The sequence below is a fragment of the Azonexus hydrophilus genome, from assembly GCF_038368255.1.
Classification (GTDB): domain Bacteria; phylum Pseudomonadota; class Gammaproteobacteria; order Burkholderiales; family Rhodocyclaceae; genus Azonexus; species Azonexus hydrophilus.
This window is the reverse complement of sequence record NZ_CP151406.1, coordinates 2,163,005-2,181,518: the sequence shown is the minus strand read 5'-3', so window position 1 is coordinate 2,181,518 and position 18,514 is coordinate 2,163,005. Positions and strand designations below refer to the sequence as shown.

Here is an 18,514-nt window from a genome sequence, read left to right as displayed (position 1 = left end):
CCTGCGGACGACCTATGCCCAGTCGTGGGAAAATGCCGCCGATGAATTCCCCGTCTTCCGAAACATCGGCCGTTACCTGCGAGCGCTGCGACGCCTGTTGCTGCCAGCTTGAGGTCATGCTGATCTGCGACCGCGACGTGCCGGCGCGCTTTGTCGCCGACGACCGCTGGGGCGGGCAGGTGATGCGCCGGCTCGACGACGGCTGGTGCGCGGCGCTCGACCGTGACACCATGCGTTGCACCATCTACGAGCGCCGGCCGGACATCTGCCGCGATTTTGCCATGGGCGACAGCGACTGCGTCGCCGTGCGCACCCTGTATTACACCCCGCCTGCACGACAGGAGCAGCCATGACTTACGAAGAACACCTCGACGAGGTGACCACGCTGATCACCGAAAAGTACGATGTTGCCGACCAGGCAGCGATCAAGATGGTGATGCGCGCCCAGGCCGACGATTTCTTCAGCGGCCACGACGACAATCCGGCGATCTGTACGCTGGACCGGGCGCACCTCGACGCCAAAGCCGTCTACAAGAAGTACAGGTAAACATGCGCTCGACCCGTGCCACCGCCGCCGTTGCCCGGCTCAACCAGCGCAGCGCAGGCCGGCATTACCTGATGGTGATGACCGGCGCCGGGCTGTTCCAGTTGCGCGAGCGCATCGACGGCACCGACCGCGATCTATCGGATGCCCTTCCGCTCGACGATTTCGTCCGCCTGGTCGATGCCACCGGCCCCCAGCCGGTGCGCCGCATGACCAAGAGCGACGAGGCCTTTGCGCGGCAACTGGCGCGGCGGAAAAGTCCGGATAACGATGACTGACGACCGCCTCTACCGACTCGGCCGCTTCCTGCGCGATCTCGGCCGGGCCCTGCATCTCAGCGGGGCGCCGGCGCACGAACTGGAGCGCCGCCTGAACGAAACCGGCCGGCAGCTCGGGGTGCGCGTCGAAGGCTTTGCCGTGCTCACCTTCCTGGCACTGACGCTGGTCGACGCCGACGGCAAGCGGCGAGTGGAAATGCTGCGCCTGCCACCCTACGACTACAACATGGCCCGCTTGATCGAGCTCGAAGCGCTATGTCGTGAGATCGACGGCAGCGAACGACTGGACGCCTACGAACAGCGCCTGGCCGCCGCGATGGCCACGCCGGCGCCCTGGTCCGGCCTGGCTTTCGTCGCCATGGGTTTCCTGCTGTCGGCGTCGGTGGCCCTGCTGCTGCGCGGTGGCTGGATGGAAATGCTCTGCGGCGGCCTGATCGGCATGGGCTTCGTCGCCGGGGTACTCGGTTGTGCCCGCATTCCCCGACTCGGCCCGGCGGTACCGGTCATCCTGTGCACGCTGGCGGCACTGATGGCGCAGGCGCTGGCCTGGTTCTTCCCGCAGCAGAGTCCCTTCGTCTCGGCGGTGGCCGGCGTGGTTTTCCTGCTGCCCGGCTTCATGCTCACCGTGGCCATGTCCGAACTGGCGACCCAGAACTACCTCGCCGGCAGCGGCCGGCTGATCGGCGCCTTCCTGCAACTTTTTCTGATGGGCGCGGGGCTGGCCATCGGCACCAAGATTGGCCAGACGCTCTATCCGGTCGAAACCCTGGGCGTCGTCACCAGCCTGCCGGCCTGGGTGATCTGGCCGGCGGTGGCGGTTCTTGGCGTGTCCTTGCTGGCGGTGCTGCAGGCGCCGTGGTCGGCGGTGCTGGTCTCGGCCGGCGGCTGCCTGCTGGCCTGGGCCGTGTATTCCGTGGTCGGGGCTGGCATGGGCAATGTCGTCGGTGCTTTCTGCGCCGCCTTTGCCGTGGCGGCGGCCGGGCATCTCTACCAGTTCGTCAGCAACCGGCCCTCGGTACTGGTGCAGATTCCCGGCCTGATCACGCTGGTCCCCGGCAGCATGGGCTTTCGCGGCTTGCATGCATTGATGGCGCAGGACAGCGCCGCCGGCATCGCCTTGATCACCGAAATGCTGCTCACCGGCGCCGTCCTGGCCGTCGGCCTGCTGCTCGCCGACAACCTGATGCCGCTGATTTTCCGGCGCAAGTCGCCCGCAACGGAAACGGCCGGTGCTTAATCCTCGAACAGGTTGAGGAGGGCGTCCAGACCGCCGAAATTGATCGCCACGTCAGCCTTGGCGCGCGTCGCCGGCTTGGCGTGGAAAGCTACCGACAGGCCGGCTTCGGCCATCATCATCAGGTCGTTGGCGCCATCGCCGACGGCGATCACCTGATCCTTGCGCAGCCCCAGTTCGTCGCGCAGACGGCCTAGGTGGTGCGCCTTGGCAGCGGCATCGATGATGTCGCCGACAACCCGGCCGGTCAGCTTGCCGCCGGAAATTTCGAGTTCGTTCGAGGTAGCGAAATCGAAACCCAGCTCGATGCGCAGGCGCTCGGTGAAATAGGTGAAACCGCCGGACAGGATGGCCGTACGCAGGCCGGCGTTCTGCACCGCTTCCAGCAGTTCGCGGGCGCCGTCGGAAAGCAGTAGACGCTCGCCGAACACCCGCGCCAGCACGCGGGCATCCAGCCCGGCCATCAGCGCCAGACGGCGGCGCAGACTTTCGCGGTAATCGATCTCGCCACGCATCGCCGCCTCGGTGACCTCCGAAACTTCAGCCTTCTTGCCGGCGAAATCGGCGAGTTCGTCGATGCACTCGATGGTGATCAGCGTCGAATCCATGTCGAAGCAGATCAACCCGAAATCGGACAGCTTGCGCCCGGCCTCGATAAACGCCCAGTCCAGTCTTTCCGCTTCGATCAGCGGAATCAGCGCATCGAATTCCGGCGTACGTTGGGCATCGCGCAGACGAACCACCTGCGGCGGCAAGGGTTCTGCGGCCGACGCGCTGGTGGCGGCCAGAATGCGGTCCAGCAGGAAAGTCGGCAGGGCACCGCCCTGGATGATGAGATTCATCAGTTCAGGCGTTCCGGCAGCACATCGCGCAACATCACGGCCGCATCGCGCAGCATCTTCTCGGTCGTGTCCCAGCCGACGCAGCCGTCGGTGACCGAGCAGCCGTATTTGAGTTGCGAGAGGTCGGCGGGGATGGGCTGGTTGCCAGCTTCGAGGTTCGATTCGATCATCACGCCGAGGATGGACTTGTTGCCGGCACGGATCTGGTTGACCACGTCGGCCATGACCAGCGGTTGCAGTTCCGGCTTTTTCGAGCTGTTGGCGTGCGAGCAGTCGACGACGATGTTGGTCGGCAGCTTGGCTTTGACCATCGCTGCTTCGGCGACGGCGACCGAGACGGTGTCGTAGTTCGGGCCTTTGTCGCCGCCACGCAGGACGACATGGCCGTGCGGGTTGCCGGTGGTGCGGACGATGGAAACGCGGCCTTCGTTGTTCAGGCCGAGGAAGGAGTGCGGGTTGGAGGCCGACAGGATGGCGTTGGTGGCCACGGTCAGGTCGCCGCTGGTCGCGTTCTTGAAGCCGACCGGGGTGGACAGGCCGGACGACATTTCGCGGTGCGTCTGCGATTCGGTGGTGCGGGCGCCGATGGCGGTCCAGGTGATCAGGTCGCCGTAGTATTGCGGGCCGTAGGGATCGAGCGCCTCGGTGCCGGCGGGCAGGCCGAGTTCATTGACCTGGCGCAGGAAGTCGCGGGCCTTTTCCATGCCGACGTTGACCTGGAAGGAGTCGTCCATGAACGGGTCGTTGATGTAGCCCTTCCAGCCGACGGTGGTGCGCGGCTTTTCGAAATAGACGCGCATGATGATCTGCAGCGTGTCACCGATTTCGTCGGCCAGCGCCTTCAGGCGGCGGGCGTAGTCCATGCCGGCGACCGGGTCGTGGATCGAGCACGGGCCGACGACGACGAACAGGCGGTGGTCCTTGCGGTCGAGGATGTTGCGCAGCAACTCGCGACCTTCGCTGACGGTGGCTTCAGCCTTGGCGGTCAGCGGCAGTTTCTGGTGGATTTCCGCCGGCGTCGGCATGGCGTCGAAGGCGGAAACGTTGATGTTTTCGAGAATCTGGGTCATTTGGTCAGCTCGCGTATCATGTCTTTCACCGCCGCAACCTTGTCCTGCAAGGCCGGGCAGTGGCGCAAAAGGGAGATTTTATCCTGTCCCGCCAGCTTATAGCTGCGGTTCTTCTGGATCAAATTGATGATCTTGATCGGTTCGATAGGCGGATTCTTCGAGAATTCCGGCGCGAACTGGATTGTCACCTGGTCGTTGCCGGCGTCGAGCTTCTGCACCAGCAGCGGCTTGACCAAGAGGCGCAGCCGGTGCGTGGCGACCAGCGCCTGCGCTTGCAGCGGCAATTCGCCGAAGCGGTCGACCAGTTCTTCCTGCAGCGTGTCGATCTCGTCGTCAGCTTCGCAGTTGGCCAGGCGCTTGTACAGCGTCAGCCGCTCGTGCACGTCGGGGCAGTAGGCGTCGGGCAGCAGCGCCGGGGTGCGCAGGTTGATTTCGCCGCTGACGCCGATCGGCTGCGTCAGGTCGGCGGTTTCCAGCACCTTGCCCTGTTTCAGGTGGGCGACGGCGCGGTTGAGCATCTCGCTGAACATCGTGAAGCCGACTTCCTGCATTTCGCCCGACTGGTTGTCGCCGAGCACCTCGCCGGCACCGCGGATTTCGAGATCGTGCATGGCCAGGAAGAAGCCGGAACCGAGTTCCTCCATGGCCTGGATGGCCTCCAGGCGCATCTTGGCCTGCTTGGTCATCGCCTTCTCGTCCTGGACGAGCAGGTAGGCGTAGGCCTGGTGGTGCGAACGGCCGACGCGGCCGCGCAGCTGGTGGAGCTGGGCGAGGCCGAATTTCTCGGAACGGTTGATCAGGATGGTATTGGCGTGCGGATTGTCGATGCCGGTCTCGATGATCGTCGTGCACAAGAGCAGGTTGGCGCGCTGGCCGGTGAAATCGCGCATGACCCGTTCCAGTTCGCGCTCGTTCATCTGGCCGTGGCCGATGACGATGCGCGCTTCCGGCACCAGCTTTTCCAGCTTCTCGCGCATGTTCTCGATGGTGTCGACCTCGTTGTGCAGGAAGTACACCTGGCCGCCGCGCTTCAATTCGCGCAGCACCGCTTCGCGGATGATGCCGTCGGAAAAGCGGCTGACGAAGGTCTTGATCGCCAGGCGCTTCTGCGGCGCCGTGGCGATTACCGAGAAGTCGCGCAGGCCTTCCATCGACAGCGCCAGCGTGCGCGGGATCGGCGTCGCCGTCAGCGTCAGCACATCGACCTCGGCGCGCATCGCCTTCAGCGTCTCCTTCTGACGCACGCCGAAACGGTGTTCCTCGTCGATGATGACCAGGCCCAGGCGATTGAATTTCACGTCCTTGCCGATCAGCTTGTGGGTGCCGATGATGATGTCGATCTTGCCCTCGGCTAGGTCCTGCAGCGCCTGCGCGGTTTCCTTGGCGGTCTTGAAGCGGGAGATTTCAGCAACCTTGACCGGCCAGTCGGCAAAGCGGTCGACGAAGGTCTGGTAATGCTGTTCGCAGAGCAAGGTGGTCGGGCAAAGCACGGCCACCTGCTTGCCGCCGGCCACCGCGCAAAAGGCGGCGCGCAGGGCGACCTCGGTTTTGCCGAAGCCGACGTCGCCGCAGACCAGCCGGTCCATCGGCTTGCCCGACTTCATGTCGGCGATGACGGCGGCGATGGCCTGCGCTTGGTCGGCGGTTTCCTCGAAACCGAAGCCGTCGGCGAAAGCCTCGTAGTCGTTTTCCGAAAAATCGAAGGCGTGGCCCTGACGGGCGGCGCGCGCGGCGTACAGCGCAAGCAGTTCGGCGGCGGTGTCGCGCGCCTGCTCGGCGGCCTTGCGCTTGGCCTTTTCCCATTGGCCGGAACCGAGCGTATGCAGCGGCGCGGCGTCCGGTTCGGCGCCGGAATAACGCGAGATCACGTGCAGTTGCGCCACCGGCACGAAGAGCTTGGCGTCGTTGGCGTAGTGCAGCTCGAGGAATTCCTGCTCGCCGAGGCCGAGGTCCATCCGTACCAGACCGCGATAGCGGCCGATGCCGTGGCTTTCGTGCACCACCGGGTCGCCGACCTTGAGTTCGGTGAGGTCCTTCAGCCAGTTGTCGAAGCTCGCCTTGCGCGCCGCTTCGCGCCGAGTGCGGCGCGGGCTGCCGGCGAACAGCTCGGTTTCGCTGATGAAGGCGACCTGGTCGAGGGCAAAGCCCTGCTGCAGCGGGCTGACGGTCAGCGCCAACGTTTCCTTGCCGCCGGCGAAGGCGGCAAAGTCGGCGCAGGCAGCGGGCTTGAGGCCGTGTTCGGCAAACATCGCAGCCAGCGTCTCGCGCCGGCCGGCGGTCTCGGCAAGCAGCAGCACGCGTCCGGGATAGCTGGCGAGATGGTTCTTCAAGGCGCCCAGCGGATCGTCGCTGCGCCGATCGACGGCGACGTTGGGCAGTAAAACCGGGGACAGACCACGATTTTCAGATTCGCAAAATTGTGGTCTGTCCCCGGTTTTACCCAGCGCCAGTCGACCGTAAGATTTGGCCGCCGTGAAAAAGGCTTCGTCGGTCAGGAACAGTTCTTCCGGCGCGAGCAGTGGCCGCGCCTTGTCGCCCTGCAGCAGGTTGTAGCGCGAGCGGGTGTCGTTCCAGAAGGCAGCGATGGCGGCCGGCGCGTCGCCGTGGGTGACGAAGACCGCGTCCTTGGGCAGGTAGTCGAACAGCGTCGCCGTCGCGTCGAAGAACAACGGCAGGTAATACTCGATGCCGGCGCTGGCGATGCCGGTCGAAATGTCCTTGTAGATGCCGGACTTGGCCGGGTCGCCCTCGAAACGCTCGCGGAAGGCCTGGCGGAAGTGGGTGCGGCCTTTATCGTCCAACGGGAACTCGCGCGCCGGCAGCAGGCGCACTTCCGGCACCGGGTAGACGGTACGCTGGGTGTCGACGTCGAAGGTCTTGATGCTCTCGACCTCGTCGTCGAACAGGTCGAGCCGGTAGGGCAGTTGCGAGCCCATCGGGAAAAGGTCGATCAGCCCGCCACGGATCGAGTATTCACCGGGCGAGACAACCTGGGTGACGTTGGCGTAGCCGGCCAGTGTCACCTGGGCGCGGAACTTCTCGGCGTCGAGCGTCTGGCCCTTCCTGAATGCAAACGTGTAGGCGGCCATGAACTCCGGCGGCGCCAGCCGGTTGACCGCGGTCGCCGCCGGCACCAGCAGGATCTGCACCTCGCCCTGCAATGCGGCCCACAGCGTCGCCAGGCGTTCGGAAACGAGGTCCTGGTGTGGCGAGAAATGGTCGTAGGGCAGGGTTTCCCAGTCCGGTAGCAGGCGCACCTTGAGCTGCGGCGCGAACCACGGGATTTCTTCCAACAGGCGCTGCGCGTCGGCGGCGCTGGCGGTGACCACGGCGAAAGTCCGTTGCGGGTTGCTGGCCGCCAGTTCAGCCAGTGTCAGGGCATCGGCGGAACCGGCATGAGCCGGCAGGTCGATGCGCTGGCCGGCCTTGGGCAGGGCGGGGAGGGACAACAGGAGCGGGGTGACGGACACGGCGTGACTACGGGACAACGACAGGGGTTGCGATTATAGCTGCTTGCCGTTGGCCGCCTTGCCGGCGATGGCTATTTGAGCAGCCCGATCTCGCGTGCCGTCTGTTCGCCAATCAGGGTGTGCAGCAGGCTGGCCGGTATTTCGGCGCGCTCGGCAGTCAGCGGAATCCGCCCGCCCATGATCTCGGCGCTGCGTTGCGGCAGCAGCGGCGTTTTATCCGGTTCGGCGTAACCGTGCGGATGGATGGGCTGCAGACTCGCCAGGTGGTATTTGTCGGTGGCGCCAAAGGTGTGAAGCAATTCGTGGGCGATCACGACATTGTTCTGGCGGTGCTGGCGTCGGCTGGCATAGGCGTGAATCAAACCGAGTTGGCCCTTGCTCAGACCGATCGAATGCGGCACTTGCGCATTGCGCTCGGGGTCGTGGTAGAGCACGAACAGGCGGACCTGCGGTTGCGGGCCGGCAATGGCGTCGTTGTTCATGGCCCACCAGCGCAGCTTCAGGCTCCACAGCATGTTGTCGAGCGTACTGCCGTGCTCGACCGGCAGCGGCGGTTGTTCGCGCAGCGGCGGCGCAACCCGGACCACCACAGGTTGCAGCACGGTCTTGCCGTAGCGCTGACTCTCCTGGGCGATCCACTGGCCGATATCCGCGAAACTTTCGTTCTCCAGCGTGTTCAGATACGCAGTGGTTGCCGGGGAGTTGTCGGCGGCGATCGGATAGAGCGCGACATGGACGGTATGTTCCCAGGCGCTGAGACGGGTCGTGGCGCGCCAGGCGGCAAGGCCGACGGTGGTCAGCACGAGCAGGAGAATCAGGATGCGGAATTTTCGGAACAATGTCGTGTCCTAGTGACCGTTGGGGATGCGCAAATTGGCGATGTCATTATATTATTGCGGCCTCATACCTTGAAAGCGCTCAATCCGGGTCACTCTGATGTCCTTGTTCAAAGAAAAACGTGCAGGTCTGGAACGTCGTGTCGGGCGCGAACGCACCGGCAGGAACATGGTTGAACGTCGCGCTGCCGAGCGCCGACAAGTCGCCTTGATGGAAATATCCTTCGTCGAATGGGCGACCCAGTTTGCCCACTACAAGAAACAGGCCGGTAGCGGCGTCAAGTAAGCGAATCCGGAATCCCCGGCAGACGCCTTGCGTGTTCGACGAACCACCCCGACACGCGCTCTTCCTGATTCTCTCTGGTTTGCAGCACGTGCATTGCGCATGGGCAGGCGACATGGCGATGCGCTCTTTGCCATGAGGCGAGCGCCGCCGGGTCGTTGCCATCGATCAGTATCAGCAGCGGCGCCACCAGCATTTCCAGCGCCTGCAGGCCAGCCCGGTCGACCAGACCACCATGGCAACTCAAGGTGCTGACCTGGGTGTCGCGCAGGGCGGCTACCCGGATCGCCGCCGGAGTGACATCGCCACTGGCGTGAATCGCCAACGGCAGTTCCTGCATGTCGCCATCGCGGCGGATCAGGTCGAGGATGTCGGTTATCCGGCGTGCCAGACGCGAGACGTCCTGGGGCGTATCGACGAAATGGCGTTCACGTTCGCTGATCACTTCCATGGTCAGTACGGCATGGCCGCGGTTGAACAGATTGCCCGCGAACGGATCGTCCACCGCCAACGGCTGTATCCGTGGCAGCAGGACAAGGCTGCGCGGATGCTCCGGCAAGGCCAGATGGCCGAGCAGGGTGCCGTGCGAGGTCTGGATGTTCAGGTGTCGGTTCATGGCGCCAGGCGAACAGGAATGCGCCGGGCGCCGAAAGCCTTGCCGTCGTGCCCGAGCTGACTGCCGAAGCGGCCGGCCAGGCGGCTCCGGCAGTGTGGACATTGCCCCAGCGGATTGAGGTCGTAGCGCCGGATTTCGTACCAGTCGCGGACGATCAGGGCGGCGTGACAGCTGGGGCAGTAAGTCGTGCCGCCCTCCTTATCGTGGACATTGCCGGTGTAGACATGGTTCAGCCCGGCATCGCGGGCGATGCGCCGGGCCTGCGTCAGTGTTGCTGGCGGCGTCGGCGGGATGTCGCCGAGTTTCCAGTCGGGGTGGAAGGCGGTGAAATGCAGCGGCACGTCCGGGCCGAGTTCGCGGGCAATCCAGGCGGACAGTGCGGCGATCTCGTCGGCGCTGTCGTTTCGGCCCGGAATCAGCAGCGTCGTGATCTCCAGCCAGCAAGCGGTGTCGTGGTGCAGATAGCTCAGGGTATCGAGCACCGGTTGCAGGCGGGCGCCGCACAAGCTGCGGTAGAAGTCGTCGGTGAAGGCCTTGAGGTCGACGTTGGCGGCGTCCATGACGGCGAAGAATTCGCGCGCCGGTTCGGCATGGATGTAGCCGGCAGTGACGGCGACATTGCGGATGCCCTGTTCGCGGCAAGCCAGCGCGGTGTCGATGGCGTACTCGGCAAAGATCACCGGGTCGTTGTAGGTGTAGGCGACGGCGTCGGCGCCGTGGTGCCTGGCGGCGTCGGCGATCATCGCCGGGGTGGCTTCGTCCATCAGGCGGTCCATGTCCTTCGAGCGCGAGATGTCCCAGTTCTGGCAGAACTTGCAGGCGAGGTTGCAGCCGGCGGTGCCGAAAGACAGCACGCTGCTGCCCGGATGGAAATGATTGAGCGGTTTCTTTTCGATCGGATCGATGCAGAAACCGGAGGAGCGGCCGTAGGTGGTCAGTTGCATCGCCCCGTCGTGCATCTGGCGGACGAAGCAGGCGCCGCGCTGGCCTTCATGCAACTGGCAGTCGCGCGGGCACAGGTCGCACTGGATGCGCCCGTCGGCCAGGGGGTGCCACCAGCGGGCGTGATATAGCTTCGTTGCGGTCAACGGGGATTTTCCTGCCATTTTTGCACCGTGTAACGCCATAACCGGAGTTCCGGCGACCAGTAAGTCCCCGATAGGCCAGCCTTTTGCTTCAGGCGGGCGAGGAAGACGGCCGGCTCCGGCAGTTGTTCCCAGACTTGCGGCAGGAAGGTGGCCCGGCGTCCGCCAGCGGCCAGGATCAGGCCGTCCACCTGTGGCCGCAAGCGGGCCAGCGCGTCGGCTTCGTCGGTGACGAACAGCGGTTCGGCCGGGGACAGCAGGGAGACCTCGACCCGAGTGCGCGCCAGTTCGTCGCGGGTTAGCGGCGGGAAGCGCGGATCGCGGAAAGCGGCGGCGTGGGCGTTGGCCTGGACGTCGTCGATCAATGGTCGGTGCGCCTCCAGGCTGCCGATGCAGCCGTGCAGTTCGCCGGCTTGCGTCAGGGTGACGAAGGTCGCGCCGGGCTCGTGCAATGCCGGCAGGTCGGGCGTTGCTGGCGCGGCTTGGCCCAGTGCTTCGCTTATGCTCCGACGCGCCAGTTGCAGCAGGGTTTGGCCGAGTTCATCCATGATCGTCCTCATGGAAAGCGAAGGCGGCGTAGCCGACGACGCGCTGGCGGTCGCCGGCGGTGTCGCCGGAATTGCACAGATCGAGCAAGCTCGGGCGCAGGCCATGCCGTTGCGCGGCGAGCAACAGGCCGTTGACCGGGAAGGCGCCGCAGGCTTGCTCAGGGCGGATGTCGGTGGCCAGGTTGAGGATGTGGCTGCAGGTGGCGCGGTCGACCTGTTGCGCGGCGGCGTAAGTCAGGAAATGCGACAGGTCGGAACTGATGACGATCAGGGTTTCCGCGCCGCCCCACAGGCGTTCGAGCACTTCGGCGACGGCCTCCGGTGTGGCGTTGCCGACGGCCAGCGGCAGCAGCGTGAAATCGTCGAGGGCGCGCTGCAGGAAAGGCAGGTGGACTTCCAGCGAATGTTCCTGTGCGTGTGCCGCCGCGCTGACGCCGACCTGCGGCAGTTGCGCGATCAGCGCGCGTGCCGCCGTATCCAGGCGCACCTTGCCCAGTGGTGTGGCGAATGCTTCGCAATCGGGCAAGGCCAGACCGCGCACGGCAACCCGATGCGTCGGGCCGAGCAGGATCACGCGGCGGATTGTCGTCCGCCATGGTGCCAGCGTGGCGTAGGCAAGGGCCGCGGTCGGGCCGGAATAGACGTAGCCGGCATGCGGCACGATCAGCGCCTTGGGTTGCTGCAGGGGCGTCGTCTGGGCCACGGCCAGCAGTTGATCGACCGTAGCCTGCAACTGGCCGGGGTCGGCCGGGTAGAACATGCCGGCGACGGCGGGCGCCCGGATCGTCATGGCTGCCTCAAACCAGCGCCAAGCCGACACCCATGCCGCCGCCGATGGCGAGCAGGCCGGGCAGGGCGTGGCGGGCCAGGGTCTTGCCGCCGATGCTGACGACCAGACCGATCTTGAACACCAGGTTGGCGACCAGCGCCAGCGTCACGGCGATGACCGCATCGGCCTGCAGCACGCGTTCCAGGTTGAACATGCGCAGCGTGGACAGCACGCTGGCGTCGGCGTCGGTCAGGCCGGACACCAATGCGACGATGAACAGGCCGCTGTTGCCGGCGATGTCCTGCAGCCAGGCGGCCGCCAGCAGCACGACGGCGTAGAGCAGGCCGAAGGAGACGGCGGTCTTCAGCTCGGTCGGATTCTTCACTTCCGGCATCGGCAACTCGCCGGCATCGTTGAGTATCTTCCAGCCGTACAGCGACATGATCACGCCGGGCACGATGCCGCAGGCGAAGACGATGGCGATCGGCCCGATCAGGCTGTGCGCGACGACACTGGCAATGATGCCGAGCCGGATCATGACCATGACGTTGGCGATCAGGATGACGATCGCCGACATGCGTACCAGATGGCCATGTTCGGCGGCGTGACGGGAGAACATCATGGTCGTTGCGGTCGACGAGGCCAGACCGCCGAAAATGCCGAGCAGCGCCGCGCCGTGGCGGGCACCGATGATGCGCAGCGCAAGGTAGCCGGCGAGCGCCAGCCCGGAAATCAGCACCACCATCCACCAGACCTGGCGCGGGTTGATCGCGTCGTAGGGGCCGAAGCTCTGGTTGGGCAGGATGGGCAGGATGACCAGCGAGAGCACGGCGAACTGCAGGATGGAATTGAGATCTTTCGGCGTCGTCCGCTCGCTGAACTGTTTCAGTTCGGCCTTGAAGTAGAGCAGCACTGTCGTGGTAATCGCCAGCATCACCGCCAGCGTCGCGTAACCCAGCCAGACGGCGGCGCCCAGGCCGTAGGTGACGATGATCGCCGCCTCCGAGGTGAAGCCGCGATACTGTTCTTCCTGTTGCGTGGAAAAGTTGGAGGCGACCATAGACGCCGCCAGCACCACCAGCCCGACCGCCAGCAGCCAAGGGCTGCCGCTTTTCTCGCCGAGCATGGCGAACAGGCAGCCGAGCATGGCGACCAGCGAGAAAGTGCGCAGGCCGGCCGCCGAGTCCGGGCGCCGCTCGCGCTCCATGCCGATCAGCAGGCCGATGCCGAGCGCCGTGGCGAAAGCTTCGACCGGGGCGGCCAGTTCTGGGGCGACGAAACTCATGCCTTTCCTCTCTTTTGCGTGTTCTTCGTTAAAATTAAGCCATGCCCAGACATTACGCAATCGTTCCCGCTGCCGGCAGCGGTTCCCGCTTCGGCGCGGAGAAGCCGAAACAGTACCTCGACCTGCTCGGTCGGCCGCTGATTTTCCACACGCTCGCGGCATTGACCGCGCATCCCGCCATCGAGCGCGTGTGGGTGGTGCTGGCGCCGGACGACCCCTGGTGGCCGCGTTACGACTGGTCCGAACTCGGACCCAAGCTGGAAACCGTACGCTGTGGCGGCGCCACCCGCGCCGAGAGCGTCGGTAACGGCCTGCAGGCGGCAGCGCTGGCGGCGGCCGACGATGACTGGATTCTGGTACACGACGCGGCGCGCCCCTGTCTCAGCCGGCAGATGCTCGACGCGCTGTGCGACAAACTGGCCGACGACCCGGTCGGCGGCATCCTCGCCGTGCCGGTCGCCGATACCTTGAAGCGCGCAGACGATCAGCAACGCGTGACCGCCACCGAGCCGCGCGACGGACTGTGGCAGGCGCAGACGCCGCAGATGTTCCGCTACGGCCGCCTGGTCGAGGCGCTGGAAAAGCACAATGCTGTCACCGACGAAGCCGGCGCCATCGAGGCGCTTGGGCTGAAGCCGAAACTGGTACGCGGCGATTCGACCAACCTGAAAGTCACTTTTCCAGCCGACCTGGCGCTGGCCGCGATGATCCTGAGAGGACGCAAATGAATATCCGAGTCGGGCAGGGCTACGACGTCCACAAACTGGTCGAAGGCCGCAAGCTGATCCTTGGCGGCGTCGAGATCGACCATCCGACCGGGCTGCTCGGTCATTCCGACGCCGACGCGCTGCTGCACGCGATCACCGACGCCTTGCTCGGGGCTGTCGCGCTCGGCGACATCGGCCGCCATTTTCCCGATACCGACCCGCGCTACGCCGGCGCAGACAGCCGCGTGCTGTTGCGCGCTGCTGTTGCACTATTGGCTGAAAAGGGCTGGAAACCGGTCAATGTCGACGCCACGCTGATCGCCCAGAAGCCCAAGCTGGCACCGCACGCGCCGGCCATGGTCGCCAATGTTGCCGCCGATCTCGGCATCGCCGCTGACTGCGTCAACATCAAGGGCAAGACCAACGAGAAGCTCGGTTATCTTGGGCGCGAGGAAGCGATTGAGGCGCAGGCTGTGGTTCTGGTGGTAAGGGATCAGCTGCGCGGCTGATCCCCCAACACCAGGCGGGCGACCAGGCCGCCGCCGGGGTTGGTCAGCAATTCCAGTCGTCCGCCATGCAGGCGGGCGATGCGCTCGACGATGGCTAGTCCGAGGCCGGTGCCGGTGACATCTGTACGCGCGACTTCCAGGCGGGTGAAGGGGCGCTTGAGGCGTTCCATCTCGCTTTCCGGAATGCCTGGCCCACGGTCGGCGATTTCCAGGTGTACTTCCCGTCCGACCACCTCAGCCCTCAGGCTGACGGCACCGCCACCATATTTCCAGGCGTTGTCGATCAAGTTGATGACCGCCCGGCTGACTGCCTTGGGCCGGATGCGCGCAGTCGTTATCCCATCAAGGTCGAGTGCCAACGGCCGCCCGATGGCGGCCTGACGCTCGCCGATGGCCGCGAGCAAAGCCGCCAGATCGGTCGTCTCCGGCGCCTCACCGGACTCGGTACGGGCGTAGTCCATGAATTGCGAGATGACGGCTTCCATCTGCTCGATATCGGCAACGATGCCTTGGCGGGCATTCTCGTCGGCGACGCTCATTTCGGCTTCCAGGCGCAGCCGGGTCAGCGGGGTGCGCAGGTCGTGCGAAATACCGGCCAGCACTTCCGAACGATCCTTTTCATGGCGGGCGAGGTCGCTGGCCATGGTGTTGAAGGCCGATGCCAGCGCTCGCATTTCCTCGGCCCCATTCTCGGGCAGGGGCGACGGTGTCTGGCCGCGGCCAACGGCCTGCGCCGAACGGGCCATCGCCTTCAGTGGCAGGGTAATCCGTGAAGCGATCAGCCAGGCCACCAGCAGCGCCAGTGCTACCGCCAGTGCCGCCCAACTCAGCCAGCGGGTGGCAAAACTCCGGCTGACCCGTTCGCGCGGCAGGACCAGCCAGAATTCGTCCTCGTCGCGCTCGTCGAGTCGGAAACTGATCCAGAAACCGGCTTCGTCGTTAACCTCGGCGGCGATTCGTGTCGCCGGCCCGAGCCGGGCGACGACTGCTTCGCGCATCAACTGGTGAAAACGCGAATCCGGCATTGGCAGGATGCGATCCTGGGGTTCGGCCGGCAGCAGGCGGATGCCTTCACGCGACGAGAACTCGGCGAACAGCCCGGGGCGCTTGTCCGGTGCCGCAGCAAATAGCGAGGCGCGGATCAGATTGACCGCCGACGCGGCCATGTTGGCGGATTCGCGGGCACGCGGTTCGACATCGATATGGCTGAACAGCGCCAGCCAGCCCGCCGTGCTGCTCAGTACCAGCAGGGCCAGCAACAGGAAGGTGCGCGCCAGCAGCGAGCGCGGCATCAGTTTTCCTTGGCGGCGCCGTCAGGCATGAAGACGTAGCCGAAGCCCCACACGGTCTGCAGGTAGCGCGGCTGCGACGGGTCCTTCTCGATCAGCTTGCGCAGGCGGCTGACCTGGACGTCGATGGCGCGGTCAAAGGGGCCTTGCTCACGGCCCCGGGCCAGGGTCATCAACTTGTCGCGCGACAGCGGCTGGCGGGGATTCTGCAACAGCACCTTGAGCACGGCAAATTCACCGGTGGTCAACGGCAGCAGCTCGTCACCGCGTTTCAGCGTGCGGGCGGAAAAATCGACTTCGAGATTGCCGAAGCGGATGCTTTCCAGGGTTTCCTCAGGCGCGCCGGGCGGCATGTTGCCCTGGCGGCGCAGGACAGCATGCACACGGGCGAGCAACTCGCGCGGATTGAAGGGCTTGGGCAGATAGTCGTCGGCGCCCATTTCCAGGCCGACGATGCGGTCCACTTCGTCGCCCTTGGCCGTCAGCATGATGATCGGCGTGCGGTCTCCCTGGCCGCGCAGGCGCCGGCAGATCGACAAACCGTCTTCGCCCGGCATCATCAAATCAAGGACGATCAGGTGGTAATGCTCGCGGCTGCGTGCCTTGTCCATTTGCTGACCGTCGCCGACCGCCTTGACGACAAAACCCTGTTCGCCGAGATAACGGGTGAGCAGATCACGCAGGCGGGCGTCGTCGTCGACGACCAGGAGGTGTTGGTTGTTTTCGTTCATGCTCGAAGGATAGCGCCTGGCGGAAAATGAAATGCAGCAAATGGTAACAAAGGATATCGACAAGCCGCGCCGGGAAACATTCGATTACAACTTGCCATGCAGCGATGGCGAAGGCGGATGGACAATGAGAGCGCTCCGAAGAGGATAGAATACGCCGCACCATGAAGTCCCGCTCACTGATCCTGATTCTCTCGCTGATGGCGACCGCAGTCGCGCCGGCTCTGGCCGAGCCGCCGCGGCGCGAGTTGCCGCCCGAGGAAAAACGGGAAATACGCCAGCAGATGCGGGAGCACTGGCATCGCGAAAACACCGGCCCACAACGTCCTGACGATGCGCGTCCGGCAAACTGGCGCGACTTGCCGCCCGAGGAGCGTCGCCGCTTGCGCGAGGAAATGCGCGAGCAGCACGACCGCGACGATCGCCGGGACAAGCGTCGCCCGCGCAAGGACGACTGATACCGCTGCCTTGGGGCTCTCCGGTAGAATGTCGCCCCATGCAGATACTCGCCCTGGAAACCTCCACCGAATCCGGCTCCTGCGCCTTGTGGCACGACGGCGCGGTGATCGAACGCATTTGTCCGCCCGGACGCTCGCATTCGGAAACGCTGTTGCCGCTGGTGCGCGAATTGCTGGCCGAAAGCGGTATGGCGATCGGCCAGCTCGACGCGATTGCTTTCGATACCGGCCCCGGCGCCTTTACCGGCTTGCGCGTGGCCTGCGGTGCCGCTCAGGGACTGGCAGTCGCCGCCGACTTGCCGCTGTTGCCGGTGGTCAGTCTGGAGGCCATGGCTGCTGCCACGGGTGCGGCTCGGGTGCTTTCATTGCTCGATGCCCGCATGGGCGAAGTTTACAGCGCCAGCTATCAGCGCCAGGGCGACGCCATGGTTCTGCAAGGCGAGATCCGGGTAACGGCACCGGACAATGTCGATCTGCCATCCGCCGACTGGCTGGCCTGCGGCAATGCGCTGACGGCCTATCCGGCGCTGGCTGAGCGCCTGGGCACTGCCGGACGGGTCTTGATGCCGGCCATCCTGCCCGAGGCTACGTGGCTGGCCCGTCTGGGCGCATTGAAATTTGCGGCCGGCGAGGGCATCGATCCGGCGCTGGCGGCGCCACTGTACATTCGCGACAAGGTGGCCAAGACGATCAGCGAACGTTTGAGCGAAGGCGGGCGCGCGTGAATCACCCGCTACCCTTGCTGACTGTCGAGTATTTTCCGATGGCCGAGTCCGATCTCGACGCAGTGGCTGCGCTGGAAGCCTCGTTACAGGTTTTTCCCTGGACCCGGGGTAATTTTGCCGATTCCCTGCATGCCGGCTACAGCGCCTGGGTGGCGCGTCTGGGCGGCGAACTGATCGGGTTTTCGGTGGTGATGCGCGTGCTCGACGAAGCGCATCTGCTGAACATCGGCGTCGCCGGGAAATATCAGGGGCAGGGCTACGGTGCGCGTTTGCTGCGCAATGCCATGGACGCCGCCCGCATGGCCGGTACGCATCGGATGTTCCTTGAAGTCAGGCCGAGCAACGCACGCGCGGTCGAACTCTATCGCCATTTTGGCTTCCAGCAGCTGGGGGTTCGTCGGGAATATTATCCGGCCACCATCGGTCGCGAGGATGCGCTGGTTTTCGAAAAGGAGCTGGCATGAGCCTGAGCCGGGAACAGATGCTGGTCGAAATGGGCATCTCGCCCCTGTGGGTGCTGCGGGATGCGCTGCCGGCATCGGCGCCCGAGCCGCTACCGGTGGTCGCGGCAGAAGCACCGGCCGTGGAGCAAGCCCCGGAGCAGGCATTGCCATCAACCGCCGCCACCGAGACGATGGACTGGCCGGCATTGGACGCGGCGATCCGCGAATGCCGCAACTGCGGCCTGTGTCAGCAACGCAAGCAGGTAGTTCCCGGGGTGGGAGACCGCAATCCAGACTGGCTGTTCATCGGCGAGGGGCCGGGTGCGGAAGAGGACATGCGTGGAGAACCCTTCGTCGGGCAAGCCGGCAAGCTGCTTGATGCCATGCTGGCGGCGATCGATCTGGCTCGCGGTGAAAAGGTGTATATCGCCAATGCCGTGAAGTGCCGGCCGCCCAACAACCGCACGCCGGAGGCCGCCGAAATGGCAGCCTGCCGTCCCTGGCTGGAACGCCAGATCGAGTTGCTCAAACCGCGGGTGATCGTGCTGCTCGGCAAGGCGGCCGTACATTCGGTGCTGGGCGATGACCGGGCGCTCGGCGCCATGCGCGGCCAGACTTTCGACTACAAGGGCATCCCTGTGGCGGTGACCTACCACCCGGCTTACCTGCTGCGCAATCTGCCGGACAAGGCCAAGGCCTGGGAAGATCTGCTGTTTGCCCGCCGCCTTCTGAACCGGGTAAATCAATAAAATTAACAGCCCCTAGGGTAATACCCGGTTCCCCCGGCATGCCTTT

General features: G+C 65.1%; 22 protein-coding genes. 11 read left to right on the top strand and 11 right to left on the bottom strand.

Features of this window, described 5'->3' with window-relative positions:
* The first annotated feature begins 41 nt into the window (after window positions 1–41).
* The 4 genes from AADV58_RS10540 to AADV58_RS10525 are packed head-to-tail and all read left to right on the top strand — an operon-like array spanning window position 42 to window position 2,059.
* On the top strand, window positions 42–353 hold the full coding sequence (locus AADV58_RS10540) for a YkgJ family cysteine cluster protein (RefSeq protein ID WP_341743143.1): 312 nt from the start codon (window positions 42–44) through the stop codon (window positions 351–353).
* Entirely contained in the window at window positions 350–547 is a 198-nt protein-coding gene (locus AADV58_RS10535; protein ID WP_341743142.1) for a hypothetical protein, read from the top strand. Before AADV58_RS10540 ends, AADV58_RS10535 begins: the two co-directional genes overlap by 4 nt.
* A gap of 2 nt (window positions 548–549) precedes the next feature.
* A complete protein-coding gene (locus AADV58_RS10530) occupies window positions 550–822 on the top strand; it encodes a hypothetical protein (protein ID WP_281984864.1) in 273 nt (90 codons plus the stop codon).
* The gene (locus AADV58_RS10525; RefSeq protein WP_341743141.1) at window positions 815–2,059 is read left to right on the top strand and encodes a threonine/serine exporter family protein; all 1,245 of its coding nucleotides are present in this window, start codon (window positions 815–817) and stop codon (window positions 2,057–2,059) included. Before AADV58_RS10530 ends, AADV58_RS10525 begins: the two co-directional genes overlap by 8 nt.
* On the opposite strand, the gene serB is transcribed toward AADV58_RS10525, so the two are convergent.
* The 4 genes from serB to AADV58_RS10505 all read right to left on the bottom strand — a co-directional run bounded on the left by serB (window position 2,056) and on the right by AADV58_RS10505 (window position 8,277).
* Window positions 2,056–2,898 (bottom strand): phosphoserine phosphatase SerB, encoded by an 843-nt coding sequence (gene serB / locus AADV58_RS10520; RefSeq protein WP_341743140.1) that lies wholly within the window; start codon window positions 2,896–2,898, stop codon window positions 2,056–2,058. The genes AADV58_RS10525 and serB overlap by 4 nt on opposite strands.
* Window positions 2,898–3,968: a 3-deoxy-7-phosphoheptulonate synthase gene (locus AADV58_RS10515; RefSeq protein WP_028995553.1), complete on the bottom strand. Its 1,071-nt coding sequence runs from the start codon at window positions 3,966–3,968 to the stop codon at window positions 2,898–2,900. The genes serB and AADV58_RS10515 overlap by 1 nt, the downstream gene beginning before the upstream one ends.
* A complete protein-coding gene (gene mfd, locus AADV58_RS10510) occupies window positions 3,965–7,438 on the bottom strand; it encodes a transcription-repair coupling factor (RefSeq protein ID WP_028995554.1) in 3,474 nt (1,157 codons plus the stop codon). The genes AADV58_RS10515 and mfd overlap by 4 nt, the downstream gene beginning before the upstream one ends.
* A gap of 71 nt (window positions 7,439–7,509) precedes the next feature.
* Entirely contained in the window at window positions 7,510–8,277 is a 768-nt protein-coding gene (locus tag AADV58_RS10505) for a hypothetical protein (RefSeq protein ID WP_341743139.1), read from the bottom strand.
* 97 nt (window positions 8,278–8,374) lie between these two features.
* On the opposite strand from AADV58_RS10505, the gene AADV58_RS10500 reads away from it, so the two are divergent.
* Window positions 8,375–8,560, top strand: coding sequence for a hypothetical protein (locus tag AADV58_RS10500; RefSeq protein WP_028995556.1), 186 nt, complete (start codon window positions 8,375–8,377; stop codon window positions 8,558–8,560).
* On the opposite strand, the gene AADV58_RS10495 is transcribed toward AADV58_RS10500, so the two are convergent.
* Genes AADV58_RS10495 through AADV58_RS10475 form a run of 5 tightly spaced genes read right to left on the bottom strand, consistent with a single transcriptional unit; the run spans window position 8,553 to window position 12,860 of the window.
* Window positions 8,553–9,173, bottom strand: a complete 621-nt coding sequence (locus AADV58_RS10495; RefSeq protein ID WP_341743138.1) for a hypothetical protein — start codon at window positions 9,171–9,173, stop codon at window positions 8,553–8,555. The genes AADV58_RS10500 and AADV58_RS10495 overlap by 8 nt on opposite strands.
* The gene (gene amrS, locus AADV58_RS10490; RefSeq protein ID WP_245580557.1) at window positions 9,170–10,261 is read right to left on the bottom strand and encodes an AmmeMemoRadiSam system radical SAM enzyme; all 1,092 of its coding nucleotides are present in this window, start codon (window positions 10,259–10,261) and stop codon (window positions 9,170–9,172) included. The genes AADV58_RS10495 and amrS overlap by 4 nt, the downstream gene beginning before the upstream one ends.
* Window positions 10,258–10,806, bottom strand: coding sequence for an AmmeMemoRadiSam system protein A (gene amrA, locus AADV58_RS10485; protein ID WP_028995559.1), 549 nt, complete (start codon window positions 10,804–10,806; stop codon window positions 10,258–10,260). The genes amrS and amrA overlap by 4 nt, the downstream gene beginning before the upstream one ends.
* On the bottom strand, window positions 10,799–11,596 hold the full coding sequence (gene amrB, locus AADV58_RS10480; RefSeq protein ID WP_028995560.1) for an AmmeMemoRadiSam system protein B: 798 nt from the start codon (window positions 11,594–11,596) through the stop codon (window positions 10,799–10,801). Before amrB ends, amrA begins: the two co-directional genes overlap by 8 nt.
* Before the next feature lie 7 nt (window positions 11,597–11,603).
* A complete protein-coding gene (locus tag AADV58_RS10475) occupies window positions 11,604–12,860 on the bottom strand; it encodes an MgtC/SapB family protein (RefSeq protein WP_028995561.1) in 1,257 nt (418 codons plus the stop codon).
* 41 nt (window positions 12,861–12,901) lie between these two features.
* Between AADV58_RS10475 and ispD the strand changes: the two genes are divergently transcribed.
* Together ispD and ispF are read left to right on the top strand one after the other, a co-directional pair.
* Window positions 12,902–13,588 (top strand): 2-C-methyl-D-erythritol 4-phosphate cytidylyltransferase, encoded by a 687-nt coding sequence (gene ispD / locus AADV58_RS10470; RefSeq protein ID WP_028995562.1) that lies wholly within the window; start codon window positions 12,902–12,904, stop codon window positions 13,586–13,588.
* Window positions 13,585–14,076 (top strand): 2-C-methyl-D-erythritol 2,4-cyclodiphosphate synthase, encoded by a 492-nt coding sequence (gene ispF, locus AADV58_RS10465; RefSeq protein WP_028995563.1) that lies wholly within the window; start codon window positions 13,585–13,587, stop codon window positions 14,074–14,076. The genes ispD and ispF overlap by 4 nt, the downstream gene beginning before the upstream one ends.
* Here the strand turns inward: ispF and AADV58_RS10460 are convergent.
* Window positions 14,061–15,368: an ATP-binding protein gene (locus AADV58_RS10460; RefSeq protein WP_028995564.1), complete on the bottom strand. Its 1,308-nt coding sequence runs from the start codon at window positions 15,366–15,368 to the stop codon at window positions 14,061–14,063. The genes ispF and AADV58_RS10460 overlap by 16 nt on opposite strands.
* Window positions 15,368–16,096, bottom strand: coding sequence for a two-component system response regulator OmpR (ompR, locus tag AADV58_RS10455; RefSeq protein WP_028995565.1), 729 nt, complete (start codon window positions 16,094–16,096; stop codon window positions 15,368–15,370). Before ompR ends, AADV58_RS10460 begins: the two co-directional genes overlap by 1 nt.
* A gap of 161 nt (window positions 16,097–16,257) precedes the next feature.
* Here ompR and AADV58_RS10450 point away from each other — a divergent pair, with 161 nt between their 5' ends.
* From AADV58_RS10450 to AADV58_RS10435, 4 genes are read left to right on the top strand one after another with little or no spacing between them, the layout of a single operon-like run.
* Entirely contained in the window at window positions 16,258–16,551 is a 294-nt protein-coding gene (locus AADV58_RS10450) for a hypothetical protein (RefSeq protein ID WP_028995566.1), read from the top strand.
* A gap of 38 nt (window positions 16,552–16,589) precedes the next feature.
* Window positions 16,590–17,276, top strand: coding sequence for a tRNA (adenosine(37)-N6)-threonylcarbamoyltransferase complex dimerization subunit type 1 TsaB (gene tsaB, locus AADV58_RS10445; RefSeq protein ID WP_341743137.1), 687 nt, complete (start codon window positions 16,590–16,592; stop codon window positions 17,274–17,276).
* The gene (rimI, locus tag AADV58_RS10440) at window positions 17,273–17,740 is read left to right on the top strand and encodes a ribosomal protein S18-alanine N-acetyltransferase (protein WP_341743136.1); all 468 of its coding nucleotides are present in this window, start codon (window positions 17,273–17,275) and stop codon (window positions 17,738–17,740) included. Before tsaB ends, rimI begins: the two co-directional genes overlap by 4 nt.
* On the top strand, window positions 17,737–18,468 hold the full coding sequence (locus AADV58_RS10435; RefSeq protein ID WP_028995569.1) for a uracil-DNA glycosylase: 732 nt from the start codon (window positions 17,737–17,739) through the stop codon (window positions 18,466–18,468). The genes rimI and AADV58_RS10435 overlap by 4 nt, the downstream gene beginning before the upstream one ends.
* Window positions 18,469–18,514 lie beyond the last annotated feature (46 nt).